This window comes from Vibrio sp. 10N.286.51.B11, assembly GCF_041469245.1.
GTDB lineage: Bacteria > Pseudomonadota > Gammaproteobacteria > Enterobacterales > Vibrionaceae > Vibrio > Vibrio crassostreae_C.
Genome location: NZ_JBFRKI010000007.1, coordinates 188309 through 205901, shown reverse-complemented (window position 1 = coordinate 205901; position 17593 = coordinate 188309). Strand labels below are relative to the sequence as shown.

General features: G+C 45.2%; 12 protein-coding genes and 1 pseudogene. 10 read left to right on the top strand and 3 right to left on the bottom strand.

Annotation, left to right across the window (positions count from 1 at the left end; genetic code table 11):
- The first annotated feature begins 186 nt into the window (after nt 1-186).
- The 3 genes from AB4154_RS03675 to AB4154_RS03665 all read left to right on the top strand — a co-directional run bounded on the left by AB4154_RS03675 (nt 187) and on the right by AB4154_RS03665 (nt 5753).
- Nucleotides 187-2376 (top strand): immunoglobulin-like domain-containing protein, encoded by a 2190-nt coding sequence (locus AB4154_RS03675; RefSeq protein WP_372122219.1) that lies wholly within the window; start codon nt 187-189, stop codon nt 2374-2376.
- 229 nt (nt 2377-2605) lie between these two features.
- A complete protein-coding gene (locus AB4154_RS03670) occupies nt 2606-3526 on the top strand; it encodes a LysR family transcriptional regulator (protein WP_372122217.1) in 921 nt (306 codons plus the stop codon).
- A 181-nt stretch (nt 3527-3707) separates the two neighbouring features.
- On the top strand, nt 3708-5753 hold the full coding sequence (locus AB4154_RS03665; protein ID WP_372122215.1) for a TonB-dependent receptor domain-containing protein: 2046 nt from the start codon (nt 3708-3710) through the stop codon (nt 5751-5753).
- A 129-nt stretch (nt 5754-5882) separates the two neighbouring features.
- Here AB4154_RS03665 and AB4154_RS03660 read toward each other — a convergent pair whose 3' ends face one another.
- Nucleotides 5883-6626, bottom strand: coding sequence for a class I SAM-dependent methyltransferase (locus AB4154_RS03660; protein WP_372122213.1), 744 nt, complete (start codon nt 6624-6626; stop codon nt 5883-5885).
- 459 nt (nt 6627-7085) lie between these two features.
- Between AB4154_RS03660 and AB4154_RS03655 the strand changes: the two genes are divergently transcribed.
- The 7 genes and pseudogenes from AB4154_RS03655 to AB4154_RS03625 all read left to right on the top strand — a co-directional run bounded on the left by AB4154_RS03655 (nt 7086) and on the right by AB4154_RS03625 (nt 15086).
- Nucleotides 7086-7610: a GNAT family N-acetyltransferase gene (locus AB4154_RS03655; RefSeq protein WP_017059192.1), complete on the top strand. Its 525-nt coding sequence runs from the start codon at nt 7086-7088 to the stop codon at nt 7608-7610.
- Between the two features lie 14 nt (nt 7611-7624).
- Nucleotides 7625-8221, top strand: a complete 597-nt coding sequence (locus AB4154_RS03650; RefSeq protein WP_017059193.1) for a LysE/ArgO family amino acid transporter — start codon at nt 7625-7627, stop codon at nt 8219-8221.
- Nucleotides 8222-8234: 13 nt separating this feature from the next.
- Nucleotides 8235-8392 (top strand): annotated as a pseudogene (locus tag AB4154_RS03645) (porin family protein); the annotation flags it as partial.
- A gap of 213 nt (nt 8393-8605) precedes the next feature.
- Nucleotides 8606-9859, top strand: a complete 1254-nt coding sequence (sbcD, locus tag AB4154_RS03640) for an exonuclease subunit SbcD (protein ID WP_372122211.1) — start codon at nt 8606-8608, stop codon at nt 9857-9859.
- A 5-nt stretch (nt 9860-9864) separates the two neighbouring features.
- Complete coding sequence (locus tag AB4154_RS03635) at nt 9865-13581, top strand: AAA family ATPase (protein WP_372122209.1); 3717 nt, start codon at nt 9865-9867, stop codon at nt 13579-13581.
- 325 nt (nt 13582-13906) lie between these two features.
- The gene (locus AB4154_RS03630; RefSeq protein WP_081324519.1) at nt 13907-14041 is read left to right on the top strand and encodes a DUF2256 domain-containing protein; all 135 of its coding nucleotides are present in this window, start codon (nt 13907-13909) and stop codon (nt 14039-14041) included.
- 160 nt (nt 14042-14201) lie between these two features.
- Nucleotides 14202-15086 (top strand): PA4780 family RIO1-like protein kinase, encoded by an 885-nt coding sequence (locus tag AB4154_RS03625; protein ID WP_029235559.1) that lies wholly within the window; start codon nt 14202-14204, stop codon nt 15084-15086.
- 147 nt (nt 15087-15233) lie between these two features.
- Here the strand turns inward: AB4154_RS03625 and AB4154_RS03620 are convergent, their stop codons facing one another.
- Together AB4154_RS03620 and AB4154_RS03615 are read right to left on the bottom strand one after the other, a co-directional pair.
- Complete coding sequence (locus AB4154_RS03620) at nt 15234-15974, bottom strand: SDR family oxidoreductase (RefSeq protein ID WP_017070716.1); 741 nt, start codon at nt 15972-15974, stop codon at nt 15234-15236.
- Nucleotides 15974-17545, bottom strand: a complete 1572-nt coding sequence (locus AB4154_RS03615; protein ID WP_372122207.1) for a cryptochrome/photolyase family protein — start codon at nt 17543-17545, stop codon at nt 15974-15976. The genes AB4154_RS03620 and AB4154_RS03615 overlap by 1 nt, the downstream gene beginning before the upstream one ends.
- Between the last annotated feature and the right edge of the window lie 48 nt (nt 17546-17593).

Below are 17593 nucleotides of genomic sequence, written 5' to 3'. Positions count from 1 at the left end.
CATTTCAATTTGAATGAAAAGTCAAAATCATATTGATTCTGATATTCAATCTGTGACTTAAAATCACAAGTTAAATCAAAGGTCATCTTTTCCTATAAATTCCATTACTTCTCTATAAATATTCATGATTACAATGAATTGGTTCGGTTGTGATTGGCACAGCTGTTAAGTAAGGAAGTGGGACTAATGTTGAAACGTAAAGCTCTACAATTAGCAGTATCGGTCGGCATGGCGGCTATGTCTGGCGCTGTTTATGCGAATGGTTCAGATATGACGAATCCAGACTCTGGCGTCGTGGTTGGCTATTGGCATAACTGGTGTGACGGTGGCGGCTACCAAGGTGGTAATGCGCCATGTGTGACGTTGGATGAAGTGAACCCAATGTACAACATCGTGAATGTGTCATTCATGAAGGTTTACGATGTGGCTGATGGTCGAATCCCAACTTTTAAACTGGACCCAACCATTGGGCTTTCAGAAGAACAATTTATTGACCAAATCTCTGAGCTCAACAAGCAAGGTCGCTCTGTACTGTTGGCTTTGGGTGGTGCTGATGCACACGTAGAGCTAGAAACCGGTGATGAAAGAGCCTTTGCTGATGAGATTATCCGTCTTACCGAGCGTTACGGCTTCGATGGCCTAGATATTGACCTTGAACAAGCAGCCGTAACCGCCGCAAACAACCAAACCGTGATTCCGGATGCACTTAAGCTAGTGAAAGATCACTACCGCGCAGAAGGTAAAAACTTCCTTATTACAATGGCGCCTGAGTTCCCGTATCTAACGACAGGCGGTAAGTACGTTCCTTATATCGATAATCTAGAAGGCTACTACGACTGGATTAACCCACAATTTTACAACCAAGGTGGCGATGGTATCTGGGTTGAAGGCGTGGGTTGGATTGCTCAAAACAACGATGCGTTAAAAGAAGAATTCATCTACTACATTTCTGATTCTCTTATCAACGGAACGCGTGGCTTCCACAAAATCCCACATGACAAGCTCGTGTTTGGTATTCCTTCAAGCATCGATGCTGCAGCAACCGGTTTTGTACAAGAGCCACAAGATTTATACGACGCATTTGATAGCCTAACGGCGCAAGGTCAACCGCTACGTGGTGTGATGACTTGGTCTATCAACTGGGACATGGGCACCAACAAAAACGGCCAACAATACAACGAGCAGTTCATTAAAGACTACGGCCCGTTTGTACACGGTCAGGTAACGCCACCACCAGTCGAGGGCGAGCCCGTTCTTAAAGGTGTCGAAAATACGCGTGTTCTTCACGGCACAACGTTTGATCCTATGGATGGCGTGACGGCAACAGACAAAGAAGACGGCGATCTAACGTCATCAATCGATGTTGAAGGTTACGTTGAAACCAGTGTTATTGGCACTTACGTTTTGACTTACCGAGTGAAAGACAGCGATAACAACGAAACCACTAAAGCGAGAACGGTAGAGGTTTACAGCCAGAAGCCAGTATTTAATGGCGTATCTGACACAACAGTTGTGTTGGGTACTGCATTTGATGCTATGGCAGGCGTGACGGCGAATGATGCTGAAGATGGCGACCTGACAAGCACTATTACACACACTGGCAGTGTCGATGTAAATGAAATCGGCAACTACACACTTGTGTATAGCGTGACAGACAGCGCGAACCAAACCGTAACCGTTGACCGTAAAGTGTCTGTAACTGATGGTTCTAACTGTGCTGCTGCATGGGATGCCGACACCGTTTATGTTGAAGGTGACCAAGTATCTCATGACGGTTCAACGTGGGGAGCAGGTTGGTACACTCGCGGCGAAGAGCCAGGAACAACAGGTGAGTGGGGCGTTTGGAGAAAAGTTTCAGACTCTTCATGTGGTGGTAACCCAGATCCGGGCGATGACTTAGAGCTTTCGGTTTCAGGACTTCAATCACAATATGCGCCAGATAACGGCAACGTGCGTTTAGATCTGACACTGACATCAAATGAAGCATTAGATGTTACCGCTATGGTGATCAACAGTGAAGGTACTGTGGTTGAGCAAACTAAGGTTAACGTAACGGACAGCCGTGCTATTACCATCGACTTATACGATGTAGCGGAAGGGCAATATGCACTTGAAGTAGTCGGTAAAGCATCTGACGGTGAAATGGTGATGGTAAACGATTCGTTCGCTGTTAAAGACGGTGGCGGAACAACACCTCCTCCAGGTGATTACCCTCCATATGAAGCGGGCACAAACTACGCAGCGGGTGACATTGTGGTCGGCAGCGATAATGGCTTGTACGAATGTAAGCCTTGGCCATACACGGCATGGTGTGCAAGCGCGTCTTACGCTCCAGCAGATAGCCAATACTGGCAAGATGCTTGGACAAAGCTGTAGTCTGATAGCTCAACGCTAGCAATATAAAGTAGACGATCAAAGAGAGGCCATTGTGCCTCTCTTTTTTATGTTTAAACAGTTCTGACTTAGAGCTTTAAAACCCACTTAACCTTAAACTCTGCTCTGCATATTGCTCTAGATCAAAATAGGAGTGATTATCAATTGTATTACATGTTAAGAAATAGCACTATGCGCACATTGAATTTTATATATTGTTAATATTTGCATAATGAATCTTGCTCAAGTCGACCTCAATCTACTCGTTATTCTTAAACACCTTCTTGAAGAGAAGCATGTGTCCAATACGGCGTTGGCGCTGGATATGAGCCAACCTACGGTGAGCCGATCTCTGCAAAAACTGCGTACCGTTTTCAATGATGATCTATTGGTGCGAGCGGCTTATGGCTATGAGTTAACGCCAAAAGCAGAAGCCATTAAGCAAGATCTCAATTCGGTTCTGACACGTTTAGAAAAGCTGGTACATGGCGATGTATTCGAACCACAAAGCAGTGACGGTACGGTTCGTTTCTTTGGTTTAGTACCTAATGTCGCGCACTTGCTGCCGAAAGTAGTTGCGGAGATACGCCAGCAAGCGCCGAACATGACTGTTGATATCGATTCTATCCCTAAACGACACTTTGAGCCTCTGTTATCCGGTGATGCGCATTTTGTGTTGTCGACTCATGAGCCATTAAGTTCAGAGCAAAATTTGTATCGAATGTTCGTGATTAGCCGCGATTACCGTTTGTTGATGAGTAAAAACCATCCTTTGGCGGACAAAGAGATCACCGTTGATGACTTGTTGAATAGCCAACTTGGTCAAATCTCACTGCAAGGGGATAAGAAGCTCTCGATCGAAAGTCGATTTAAAGATCTTGGCTTGATTGATAAGCAGCGCCAGCTGTCCATTCCAATTCAGCTTTCCAATTTTAACGTCGCGCCGGATATGGCAGAAGCAACCGACATCATCTTTCATTTACCGACACCTTTTGCTCAACAAGCCGCTACGCAAAGAGATCTTGTTTGTAAACGCGTGCCTAAAGCGTTGCGCCACCCATCAGAAGACGTCTACTTATACTGGCATAAGCGCTTTCATAACGACCCGATGTGTCGCTGGGTTCGCAATATATTCAAAGAGTTTTATACATAATCCATCTGCAGGGTGAATGAAAATTACGAATACCTATCGAGTTGGGTATAGATCTCTTTCATTATTTGAATGGTGAATAACGAGAATCGATTTTTGGTATGAAACTTTCGTTGATAAGAGTGGTAGTTGGTTGTTTAATGCAAACTATTATCATTACCAATCACATATAAGAATGAATATCATGTCTGAGAGATCTCTTTTGATTCGCAAACCTCTTTTGGTTCGTAAACCCCTTTCGATCGCAGTCGCTGTTATTTGTACCTCACTTTCAGCTAACGTGTTGGCGCAAGAAGAAGCGCAAGCAACAGATGAGCAAATGGTTGTTACGGCAACTCGTACCGAGATGGCACTAAAACAAGCGCCAGCTTCAATGTCGGTTATCACCGCGCAAGACATTGAAGACAGCCCTGGTATTACCTTGGCAGACATCGTTGCCGAATCAACGAGTGTTGAGTCTGATTTTGATAGCACACGTGCTGGCCGTCAGATGATCTCTATTCGTGGTATGGATTCAGATTACACTCTTATCATGGTGAACGGTCGTCGTTTAAGCTCTGCAAGTGCCATCATCCGTGGTAACGACTTTGACCTATCAACGATTCCTGCTGATTCGATCGAACGTGTTGAAATAATCCGTGGCCCAATGTCTGCACTTTACGGTTCAGATGGTATGGGCGGTACAATCAACATCATCACTAAGGCTCCAGAAAACGATTGGAGCTCTACACTGAGCATGGACACTTCATCTCCACTTGATGGTGATGGAGGGGAAGAGTATTCGATGGGCTTCACGACATCTGGTGCGTTGATTGAAGACGAGTTGTTTGCTCGCCTTTCTGTTAACCAGACAAGCCGTAACGCTTGGCAACCATATTCTGGTACACACAGCTTTGGTTACGATCGTTCAGATGTAACAGCTCTAGAAGAACGTGACACGTTAAGCTTACTTGCAAGCCTGACATGGAATGCGACAGATAACCAAACCATCGATTTCGATTTTGGCTACAGTGATGATGAACGTGAGTCATCTGCGGAAAACGTATCATCTGTGATTGAGTCTGACACACGTGTTGTACGTCAGAGCCAAGCGATCACACATAGTGGTTTTTGGAGCTGGGGTGACACGCAAGTACGTTATTCACGTGAAAATGTGACAGATAATGATGCTGCGGACTCAGATACTAACTATAGCAGTGACATCGAAGAGCTGACTCAAATTGTTGAAGCTTCGGCGACCACTTATCTTGGTGATAGTCACACCGTAACGTTTGGTATGGACTACCAGTTGAGTGAATTAACCAACAAAGAAAACTTAGTCAATGGTACATCTGAAGCTTATCAAGGTGCGTTATTTGTTCAAGACCAATGGTTAATGACGGATCAACTAACGGCAACCATTGGTGGTCGTTTAGATAAGCATGAACTGTACGGTGAAGAGTTCAGCCCACGTGTGTACTTGGTTCATCAAACAACGAATGACCTGATCATCAAGGGTGGTGTGGGTAAAGCATTTAAAGCACCAACATTGACTCAAAATCAGACAGACTACACAGTTAATAGCTGTAAAGGCGTATGTGATTTACATGGTAATGAAGATCTTAAGCCCGAAACCAGCTTGAACTATGAGATCGCTGCGATTTATAGCCAACCTCGTTGGAATGTTGAAGGTGCCTTATTCCGAAATGAAATCAACGACCTAATTGATCGTGATGAAACCTATTGTGAGAACGGCGGAGTGTTTGAATCGGGTAAAGGTTGCGCTGATAGTTCAAGCTCAACTGGCTATGTGAATGGTAAGCGTACTTATACAAACGTATCAGAGGCTGTAGTTCAAGGTGCTGAGCTTACAGGCCAATTCCAAATTACTGATGAATGGGGTGTGTCTGGTAATTACACATTCTTAGACACTGAAGATAAGTCTACTGGTGACGAATTACTTGAGCGTTACAAGCATTCGGGTTTAGTTAAACTGAACTGGAGCCCAACTTACGATCTAAGTACTTTCGTGAGTGCGCGTTACCGTGGTGAACGTCAGATCGAAAGCGATCTAACTCAAGACGCATACACAACGCTGAACCTAGGTGCTGTCTACAACGTGAATGCTTCAGTACGACTACGTGCAGGTATCACGAACTTAACTGACGAAGCTGTATCACAAGAGCTAGAGAGCATGGGCTATGTTGAAGAGCCACGCACTTACTACGTAGGTATGACAGCGGACTTCTAATTTAGAGTTCAGTAACTGATAGCTTGATACAAAAGACCCCACACTGGCTGATGCTCTAAAAGGAGAATGGCGAGTGTGGGTTCTTTTTTGATCTATAGATTTGGTTTAATTTGCCGTTTATCTATTAATCTAGATTTTGACACATGTGATCAGCGCATTACCGGACTGAGTATCCCAAGGAATCAGCTTGTCGTAATCGTGCTCGAAGATATTAACCTCGAAGTAGGGCTTCAATATCTCGATTAACTCTTTAAACGAGAATGCCACCATTGGGTGTTCATCATTCCACACTTGAGTTTCACCAGCAGTCGTCTTTTCGATGCTAAGCTTTAGCGCTTGCTTATCACCCTGACCAGAGTAATACCAACCAGAACGGAACGTGAAATCGTCTTTGTCTTGGTTTGTTGTGTGTCTAACAAACAGGTCGTTGCTGATCTTGTCTTTATCAACCACGTTAAAACAGAAAATACCTTCTGGCTTTAACGCACGATGCACACTTTCAATACACTCTTTAAGTTTCTCAAGGCCATCGTTGTAATGGATGGAATACAGGAAGCAAGTGATAAGATCGAGTGGTTCCGTGACCTCAAAGTTACTCATGTTTTGTACTGAGAACTTGGCTTCCGGGCAGCGAACTTCTGCGATATCTAACATCGGCTTGTTAAGATCTAGGCCACCGCTTTGGTAACCGAAATCAATAAAATGACGAACGTGTGGGCCAGTGCCACAAGCTAAGTCGAGGTGTGTTTTTCCTTCACTTCCAAAGATTTGATGGAGTCTACGTACGCAGTTACTTTGCGCTTGGTAGTCAATATCTACACACATTAAATCATAGTAACCGGATAGGTCGGTATAGAGTGCGTTGGCGGACATATTTGCCTGCAGCATAAGCTGAAAAATTAGGGTGGCGCATCATATACCGAAATTGGAAAATCGCAATCAAATATTCGATCAATGAAAGCGTTTTATTTTCTAACTTATGGTCGTTTTAAATGAGACCGTTTAAAGGGATGTTTAAGCTGCCAACAACATCAGTACGCGTGTCATCGCTATTCACTTTGCCCTGACTACTTATTCGTTAACTAAAACAGGTGTTGCTCCCTCAATGCAGCGACCATACGGGCTTTGCGGAACGCTTTTATCACGAGACGAGATAGGAAAAATATGGTATCTAGGTAAACCCAGAGTGACATTTATAATTTTATGATTAATCAGTAATTTTACTGATTCAAACCGAGTTCTTGAAAAGGAAACAATTCAGGAAAGTGGGCTGTTGATAAAAACCAAATCACTCAAGCTAAATAAGCGAACTAAACAAGGAGAGTTGAAACAATGACATCAGCAATAAATGCACAGGGTTCAATGGAAAATAGAACAGCATTGGAAAGCAGTGCTTCAATAGAAATTAAGGTGGATGACTTGTCGGGTGGGGAAGTCATTGAATTACTTGAAGAGCACCTCGCTGATATGTACGCCACTTCGCCAGCCGAAAGCGTTCATGCACTGGATCTAGATGGGCTCAAGTCACCAGAGATTACTTTTTTCAGTGCTTGGAAAGACAGCCAACTACTTGGGTGTGTTGCCATTAAAGAGCTAAATACCCAACACGCTGAACTCAAATCGATGAGAACCTCACAGTTTGCACGAAAGTCAGGTGTTGCCAGCCAACTTTTACAGCACGTATTGGATACAGCAACCGCCCGCCAGTATCAAACAATCAGTTTAGAGACCGGCTCAGAAGACTACTTTAAGGCTGCGCGTAACCTGTATGAAAAGTTTGGCTTCGGATACTGTGAACCCTTTGCTGATTATGTGTTAGACCCGCACAGCCAGTTTATGAGTATTGAGTTGCGTTAAGAGACTAGCCTTAGATGTCGACTTACTTTGCAGGTTTCTCCCTTGGCCTTTCGCTGATTCTTGCGATTGGCTCTCAAAATGCGTTTGTTTTAAAGCAAGGGCTTAAGAACCAACACGTATTGGCAGTTTGTGCTGTATGTGCCATTTCTGACGCCTTACTGATTAGCTTTGGCGTGACGGGCTTTGGCGCAATCGTTAAGCAGTTCCCACAAATTGAGCAGTTCGCCCGTTATGGTGGCGCTATCTTTTTGGGTGTCTATTCATTCTTAAGCTTCCGATCAGCATTTACCGAAAACCACGCCTTAGAAGCCACGGCAGAAACTAAAGACTCATTAACCAAAGCGATTGCGATGTGTTTGGCGTTCACTTGGCTTAACCCGCATGTGTATTTGGATACTGTGGTATTGCTGGGGTCTATCTCAACTCAATATCAACCGGATCAAATGTTGTTTGGCGCTGGGGCGGTATCGGCGTCATTCGTGTTCTTCTTTTCACTTGGATATGGCGCTCGCTTCTTGGCTCCAATGTTTAAGAACCCGAGAGCGTGGAAGGTGTTGGAATTTGTCGTTGGCGTGATCATGGCATCTATTGCAATATCTTTGATTGTCTAGCTGCGCGTAATTAGGCTTCCATTTTGGTATAGGTGTTGAATACACGCCAGTAGAAAGCCTAACCTTACGTTTAATCTCACAAGCAGATGCAGTAAATATCGAATTCTTCGGCCCGAAAGCCGTGATGTAGCGTTTAGCACAGTAACTCTGGGCGCTTCGTACAATTTTTGACGACCTCTGTGAAATAGCTTAAAGCTAAAGCTATGGACACCTAAAACCGCTCTAACGTTGAGCGGTTTTTTTATGTCAAAAATAACGATTGGTCACGCTATGGGCGGAGTTGGTCCAAAGCCTGAAATTAGTTGGTTTTCACAAGCTTATAAAAGGGAATTATCTCGACTATTTTGGTAGATTAAAGGTATTACAGACTTCCAGTGAGCAGCAATGAAGATTCTTCACACGTCCGATTGGCACCTTGGCCAAAACTTCTACAATAAAAGCCGCAAGAATGAACATGAACGGTTTTTACAATGGTTACTTGAGCAAGTTACAGAGCACGACATCGACGCGATCATTGTTGCTGGCGATATTTTCGATACCAGTACACCGCCGAGTTACGCTCGTGAGATGTATAACAAGTTTGTGGTCGATTCGAACAAGATCGGTTGCCAATTGGTGTTATTAGGTGGTAACCATGACTCGGTGTCTGTGTTGAAGGAGACACAGCAATTACTGAAGTACATGGGCGCAGACGTAATTCCGAACACCAATGAAGATCATGCGACTCAGGTTGTCGAACTAAAAGGTAAGAACGGCGATGTAGAAGCGCTGGTTTGTGCCATTCCTTTTATTCGCCCTCGCGATGTGTTGATGAGCCAGGCGGGTGTCACTGGCGTTGAGCGTCAGAAGCAACTCGGCGATGCAATCAAACAGCATTATCAAAGTGTTTATGATGCGGCGGTTGCTAAGCGCGCGACGTTTGCAAACAGCGAGCACATGCCGATCATCGCTACCGGCCACTTAACTGCGATGGGTGTTCAACAATCGGATTCGGTACGTGATATCTATGTCGGCAACCTTGATGGTTTTGCCGCTGATGGCTTCCCAGACGCAGACTATATTGCACTTGGTCATATCCACCGCCCACAAGTGGTGGCAAAGCGTGAATACATTCGTTATTCAGGCTCTCCAATCCCACTAAGTTTTGATGAACTTAAGTCTCAAAAACAAGTGTGTGTGGTTGAGTTTGTTGAAGGTGAGCGCACCATTTCTCAACTGCCTGTTCCCACATTCCAACCTCTAGCTGAAATCAAAGGCGACTTGAGCGAGATCGAATCTCAGCTTAACCAATACATAGGTTTAGATAGCGACCAAAGCGTATGGTTATCGATAGAAGTGCAAGCGCAAGATTACTTGTCGGATCTACAAGAACGTATGCGCGCACTGACCGAAGGATTGAATGTGGAAGTACTTCAACTGCGCCGAGCAAGAGAGCGTCGTAATCAAGCATTAGAGCAAGAGTCGGCAGAGACCTTATCTGAACTGAGCCCGATGGACGTGTTTACGAAGCGTATTGCCTTAGAAGAGTTTGAAACCGATTCTGAAAAAGCACGTTTAGAGCGAATGACGGTGAAGTTTAAACAAGTGATGGTTGAAGTGTCTGAAAGCGCTCAAACACCAAATAAAGTAGAAGAGTAACCAGTATGAAGATTTTAAGCCTAGAATTTGAAAACCTGAACTCTTTGAAAGGGCGTTGGAAGCTCGATTTTACCCAATCGCCGTTTGCAGAAAACGGTCTGTTCGCAATTACTGGTCCAACTGGGGCGGGTAAAACCACCATTCTTGATGCGATTTGCTTGGCACTTTTCCATCGCACACCGCGTTTGAAAAGCATTGCTAAAGGTAATAATGAATTAATGACTCGTGGTACGGGCGAGTGCTTTGCTGAGCTTGAATTTGAAGTGCAGGGTAAAACGTACCGCTCTAACTTCCACCAAAAGCGCGCACGTGGCAAACATGATGGCGCACTGCAAACGCCGACCTGTGAATTTGCAGATGCCGACACAGATAAAGTGTTAGAGACCATGCTCACTAAGAAGATCAAGTTGGTGGAGCAGGTCACGGGCCTCGATTTCTCACGCTTTACTAAATCGATCATGCTGTCTCAGGGTGAGTTTGCGGCGTTCTTAAATGCCAATGCCAACGATCGTGCAGAGCTACTAGAAGAGCTGACGGGTACCGAAGTGTATAGCCTGATCTCAGAGCGCATTTACGATCATTTTAAGTCGAGTGAAGAGTCGCTTAATTACCTTAAAGCGAAAGCTGAAGGGGTGAGCTTACTGTCTGAAGAGCAAGTCCAAGAGCTGACCGCAGAGCGTGAAACGCTAGAAGCCGAGCAGAAGCGTTTAGCCGAGCAATTAAAAGAGTGGCAAGCGCATCTAAGCTGGTGGAAAGACGTGACCAAAGCTGAGCGAACTATTGCGACCAGTGAGCGCGATCTTAAAACCGCTCAAGATGAACTAGGCCGTAACCAACCTTCATTAGAGCGCTTGGCAAACAGTGAGCCGGCTGAAAAGCTGCGCCCAATGCACAAAGATTTAAGGCGTTGCGAACAAGAGGTGAACACTACTCAAGCTCACCTAGATAACAGCACCAAGTTACTTGCCGTTCGTGATGCAGAAAAGCAAGACGCGCAAACTAAACTGACGCAAAGCAGTGCGATTGTCGAACAGGTAAAAACCGAGCAACAAGATCAAGAGAAGATCATCGATCTGGTGCGTCCGCTAGATAACCAAATCGTCGTACTCAAAGATAAACAAACTGCGGCCGTTAATGCAGCGAATACGCTTAACGAGCAACATACGCAGCAGCGCAATCAACAGGTTGTTTTAGTCCAAAAAACAGATGCACTGAAGCAACAAGATCAACTCAGCACTGAGTATCTAAATACGCATCAAGCTGACCAACATCTGGAAAAATACCTAGGTCAGTGGCAAGCAAAGGTCGAGCAAGTTCGTACTCTAGAGCGCCAGCATTCAGAGCAGTTGAATTCAGCGAAGCAAGCTTTGTCTGCAGTTGATGCACAGCAAACGATCATCAAATCCGCGCAAGATGCTAAAGCAACGCAAGATAAAACTTTAGCTGAATTGGTTGTTCTCGAGAGTAGTGCAAAGCAACAGTGGGAAGCCTTGCAAGGCAACACTAGCGAGCAAGTGTTGAATTCGCAAAAAGATCTGTTGGAGTTTTGGAATCGCAATACGCACTCATTACTCGAGATCAATCGTAGTTTCCTAAATGCCCAACAACAGCTGCACGCAAAAACACAGGCACATCAAACCAACACCCAGTTGGTCGACAAGCTTTCGAAAGAGCGTGAAGTGTTGCTTCTGCGATACCAAGAAAAAAAGACCTCACTTGAACGTTTAGTTCGCTTAATTGATCAAGAAGGTGACCTTGCGAAATACCGAGCGTCATTGAAGCCAGGTATGGATTGTCCATTGTGTGGTTCAACAGACCATGCGATCGAACAATCACAAAGTTCGAAGGATTTGAATGCCCAGAAAGAGCTTGAGGAACAAGAATTAGCAGCGATTCAGAAAGAAGGCCAAGAGCATCGTCAGCAGTTAGATTCTCTTACCCTTGTGATTGTGGCGCTTAACGATGACATTCAACGTGCGCAAGCGGATATTCAACAAGCTCAGCTGAATTGGCAAGGCGTTGTCGGCAAGCTTCAACAGAGCTTATCGGATTTCGTTGGCACGGCTCCTGAACTGGCACTGCTAACGATTAACGATTTAGGCAATGAAGCTACAGTCGCGACCTTTGCTCAGCAGTGTGAACTTCAACTAAGTCAGAGCGCGCAGCAACTCAAAGCGTTGGGTGATGCTAAAGCGCATTACGCTGAAGCTGAGAAACAACGCCTGTCTGTAAGTGTTATGGCTGACAAGGCGCAGTCTAATCTCGAGTTGGCCGAGCAACGCTTAGCTGATTTGAATAAGCAAAACCAAGTCGCAAACGAGCAAGTGACTCAAATAGCTCAAGCGAAAGGCCAGCAATGGAACGCTTTGAAAGAGAGCATTGTTCAAACTTCTATCGAAGCACCTGAACTTGAGCATATCGATGATTGGTTTACTGCGAAATCGCAAGCATCAAGCACATGGCAGCAAACCAAACAGCAACAGGCCGATATTGAGAAGCAACTGATTACTCAAAATGCCGAATTGAAAACGTTAGACGACAAGCTAAGCAGTGTTGAGAAAGAGCTCGCGACACTGACGCAACAGAGTGAGTCTTTAGTGTCAGAATTCACTCGTGTAACGGCTGAAAGAACAGAGTTGTTTGGTGACAAAGACATTCAAGCCACCAGCAATGCGATGAAGCAAAGAGTCACTGAAGCAGTAAATGCATTTGATGCCGCGCAGTTAGTGCTTAACCGCAGCGAACTTGAACATCGAACCGAGCAAACCAAACACACTGGTTTCTCGGACGAGTTAGTCAGTAAGCAATCGAGCTACACACAAGCGTCGAATGCTTGGTTAGAAGCGCTGAAAACTAGCCCGTTCGAAGATGAGGCTAATTTTGAAGCAGCGTTGTTAGATGAAGAGGTTAGAACTCAACTTCAAAGCCTGAAGAAGTCTTTAGACGAAGCGATTGTCAGTGCGCAAGCTAGGTTGAACGCCGCCAAAGCGACACAAGTGGATCTACTAAATCACGAAAATGCGAAAGCATGGCAAGAGCAAGACCAACAGCAAGTTGAAGAAGCGACTACTGAGTGTCAAAACGCACAGCAAAGCCATGCGACCAAGATCGGTGCAATTTCTGCCAATCTTGAAACGGATAGCCAGAACCGCAGTAATCAGCAAGATCTGTTTAAGCAAATTGATGAGCAACAAGTCGAGTTTGATGATATCTCTCGTTTGAACTCACTTATTGGCTCTAAGAACGGCGACAAGTTCCGTAAGTTTGCCCAAGGTTTAACATTGGAAAACTTGGTGTACCTTGCGAACAAGCAGCTACAACGTTTGCATGGTCGTTACGAGCTTAAACGTAAAGCCGACGATGGTTTAGAACTGCAAGTGCTCGACACATGGCAGGGCGATGTGATGCGTGATACAAAGACTTTATCAGGTGGCGAAAGCTTCTTGGTGAGCTTGGCGTTGGCATTAGCGCTATCTGATCTTGTGAGCTACAAAACCAGTATTGATTCTCTGTTCTTAGATGAAGGTTTCGGCACGTTGGATAGTGACACATTGGACATTGCCCTTAACGCGTTAGATAACTTGAATGCATCAGGCAAGATGATCGGTGTCATTAGCCACGTTGAAGCACTGAAAGAGCGAGTACCCGTACAGCTTAAAGTGACAAAACACTCTGGTTTAGGTGTGAGTGAGATGGAGAAGCAGTACAAGGTTGTCGCTTAGCGTATAGCTCTATTCCATCAGTGCAGAAATAGAAGCAGAGCTAGATGAAGCAGATCCCCGACTCAGTCGTTCCTCCTTCTCGAGGATGACGGAGTCGGGAGTAGTCACAAATCACTACGCAGTCACTCCTTAAAGTCAGGAACGAACGTCATAGAGAACTAGGCTTTGTTCGTATTGCCTTCGTCATTCTCTAAAGCGAGGTACGAACGTAATAGGGAATCTAGATTTGTTCGCATTACCTTCGTCATTCCCTAAAGCGAGGTACGAGCGTAATAGGGAATCTCTAGTAAACGCAGGAAGTGGATGCTTCAAGAAGGGAACGGCCATGCACAAGAAACCCCATTTACCGACTAAGATATGTCCTGTTTGCCAAAAGCCTTTCGCATGGCGTAAAAAATGGCAGCGCTGTTGGGATGACGTGATCTACTGTTCTGAACGTTGTCGTCGTAATAAGTCTTAGTCCCATAATCTGAATAGATCAGGTCAATCCTCATGATCTAAACCCGTTAACTCCAATATTTCCTTCCTTTGTCGTAATTTTGATGATCCTTTAATCGTTTCGTCATTCATTTCTCAAGTTAATATTTCTATCTGTAAGATAAGTGATGTATAAAGGCGGCATGAAGATACCTAAAAGAATACAGCCTTTAGTTGACGACGGTTTAGTCGACGAGGTGACAAGCCAACTCATGAGTGGCAAAGAAGCATCGGTGTACATTGTGCGCTGCGGCGATACGATCCGTTGTGCCAAGGTATATAAGGAAATAAGCCAACGCAGCTTCAAAAAAGCGACCGCGTATCGTGAAGGCCGAAAAGTCCGAAATAGCCGCCGCGCTCGAGCGATGGAAAAAGGCTCTGGCTTTGGTCGTGAACAACAAGAAAAGGTTTGGCAAAGTGCTGAAGTGGATGCCTTATATAAACTGGCAGAAGCGGGTGTTCGTGTGCCTGTCCCTTATGGTTGCTTTGATGGCGTACTGCTTATGGAGCTGGTCACTGACGATGAGGGTTACGTTGCACCACGTTTGAACGATGTGGTGATGTCAGCAGAGCAAGCGATCGAAGACCACGCCGTGATGATGACTTACGTAGTTAAAATGCTGTGTGTTGGTTTGATCCATGGTGACTTGTCTGAGTTCAACGTATTGGTGGATGAGTACGGTCCAGTAATTATCGACCTACCACAAGCGGTTGACGCTTCGGCTAACAACAACGCTGAGTGGATGCTGGCTCGTGACATCAATAACATCCGTGACTATTACGCTCAGTTTGCTCCTGAACTGGCAAAAACCGAGTATGCCAAGGAAATGTGGGCGCTGTACGAGAAAGGCGACTTGAAGCCAGACAGCAAACTGACGGGTGAGTTTACGGAAACCGACGACTTGGCTGATATCGAAGCCATCATGCAAGAGATAGACGCTGCGCGAATTGAAGAACAACATCGACGCGAGCGAGCTAAAGAAGAGAAAGAAGGTGTTGACGATACTAAGTTCAATTGGGCTGAATAATCGTGATGATCAGTTTTGATCTTTAGCTAGATATCAACCAAACGCCTTTTAAAACAGAGGCGTTCTTTCTAAATAAAAACCCAATGGAGCTTCAACTCTGTTGGGTTTTCTTTTTTAGCACTAATGAAAGACGGACACTCGTATCAACTACCAATTTAACTGTTCACCATCGTAAGCGTAGAAGTGCCCACTGTTATCCGGTGTGGCAGTGCGAATAATATCGACCAACTGATGGGCGACATAGCTTGACTCAAACAACTTACCTTCAGGGACATTGGTCTGAAAAGGCTTCGACAGAGCTGTGTCTGTCGTGCCCGGGTGCAGAGCCAACACGGTGCCTTTCTTAATGGTGCGTTGCCATTCGATCGACATGGTTTTGATGAACATATTTAGGGCTGCTTTCGATGAGCGGTAGCTATACCAACCGCCTAATCTGTTGTCTGAAATACTACCTACTTTTGCGGATACCACAGCAAATTTTGGATTGTCACTCGCTCTAAGAATCGGCGTGAAGTGCTTTGCCAATAATAAGCTCGGTAGGGTGTTCACAGAGATGTTTTTGAGGAAAAAATCAGGGTCGATGGACGACAAGTTTTTCTCCGGTCCAAGATCTGGAGTGTGGAGCATACCCACGCAGTTGATCAACCAATCAAGTTGTTCAAACTCAGAACTCAAACGCTTGATATCAGCTTCATTGGTCGCGTCGACTTTGTGCCAGGTCAAGCGATTGTTTTCTAGTTCCGGCTGTTGAGAGTGGTAAGTCGCGTCTACATGCACATCAAGAAAATCAAACCGAGAGAGCTCAGATAATAGGTGTTTAACCACAGCGAAACCAATACCGCCGCTCCCACCGACCACCAATATGTGTAATCTGAGTTGCTCCACCATTATAAGTTCTCCAAGTTTGTGATTCGTTGTTCAGCAGTATCGAGAATCGCTTGTTGTGATTGCTCATCCATGTTGTCCCAAGAGCGATATAACATGCCCATACGTGGGTTGCGGTTTAACGCATCGCGGTGCTGGTCCATAAAGCGCCAATACAAGCTATTGAAAGGGCAAGATTGCTCGCCGCTGCGTTCTTTTATCTTGTAGTGACAGCCTTTGCAGTAGTCACTCATGCGGTTGATATAGGAACCGCTGGCAGAGTATGGTTTGGTTCCTACGATCCCGCCATCCGCAAACAGTGCCATACCTCGCGTATTTGGCATTTCAACCCACTCAATCGCGTCGACGTAAATACCGAGGTACCAACTGTCGACTTGGTCAGGGTCTATACCCGTGATTAAACAGAAGTTGCCAGTGATCATTAACCTTTGGATGTGGTGCGCGTAAGCAAACTCAAGAGACTGGTCAATCGCATGCTTCATGCAGTTCATCTTGGTTTGTCCGTCCCAAAAGTAATGGGGCAGGTTATTATGTGCTGAGTAATGGTTTTTGTTGGCGTAAGCAGGCATGTTTGCCCAATAGACGGCGCGTATGTACTCTCGCCACCCCAGTATTTGGCGTACAAATCCTTCGACCTGTGCAATATCGATGCTTGGCTTATCTGGTGAGCTGTCTCGAAGACAGGATGCTTGGTAGGCCGACAGTGCTGCATCAATCACTTCTTTAGGGCTCAGCAGTTTACTGTTCAGCGAGAACGAGATACGGCTATGATACAAGCTCCATTTAGAGTCGTGCTCTGTCGTCATCGCATCTTGAAACTGCCCAAATAACGGCAAGCAGACTTGGCAGAAATGAGCGAGTAGAGACAAGCTTTGTGCGCGGTTCACCGGCCATAGTAACTGGTTACCGACTTGACCAATAGTTTGCACTTGGTGGTGCTCGATACGCTGCAAAATGTCGGTTATGTCATTGGTAAACATTAGCGGCTGAGGCAGGTTTTCGATGTCTTGTTTCTTGAGTTTCTTTCGATTGTTCGCGTCGTAATTCCATTTGCCGCCAACGGGCTTTCCGTCTTCTAAAAAAATGTCGAAACGCTTTCTCATTCGGCGATAGAAGTGCTCCATCATGATGTGTTTGTCTTTCGGAAACTGTTGTTCGATCTCTTCGAATGGAAAGAGGAAGTGTTCTGTATCACAACAACCTTTGGTCGCATTGGTGAGCTTGAGCTTGTTCATCTGCTCTAAAAGGCGATATTCATCTGGCCTTTGATATTCGAATTTCTCTGCGCCGAATTCGTGTACATAGTGCTTTAAAAGTGTGTCTAGGTTTTCAAATTGCGTTGTGTCGTCAAGAGTAAGGTGGAGTACTTGATGACCTTGTTCTTTGAGTTCGTTAGCGAAGTAACCCATCGCACAGAAAAACGCGGCCACTTTTTGAACGTGAGAGGCAACATAATCTGTTTCTTGTTTTAGCTCAGCAATGATGTAAATAACGTCATCGTTAACCTGTCTAAACCATGAATGCTCAATGTTGAGTTGGTCACCTAATACAAGTCGTACCGTTTTAAATTTCATAATGCGTCCTGGTTTGTGAGGCTTGTTGTGACTGCGTTACCGCCTGTC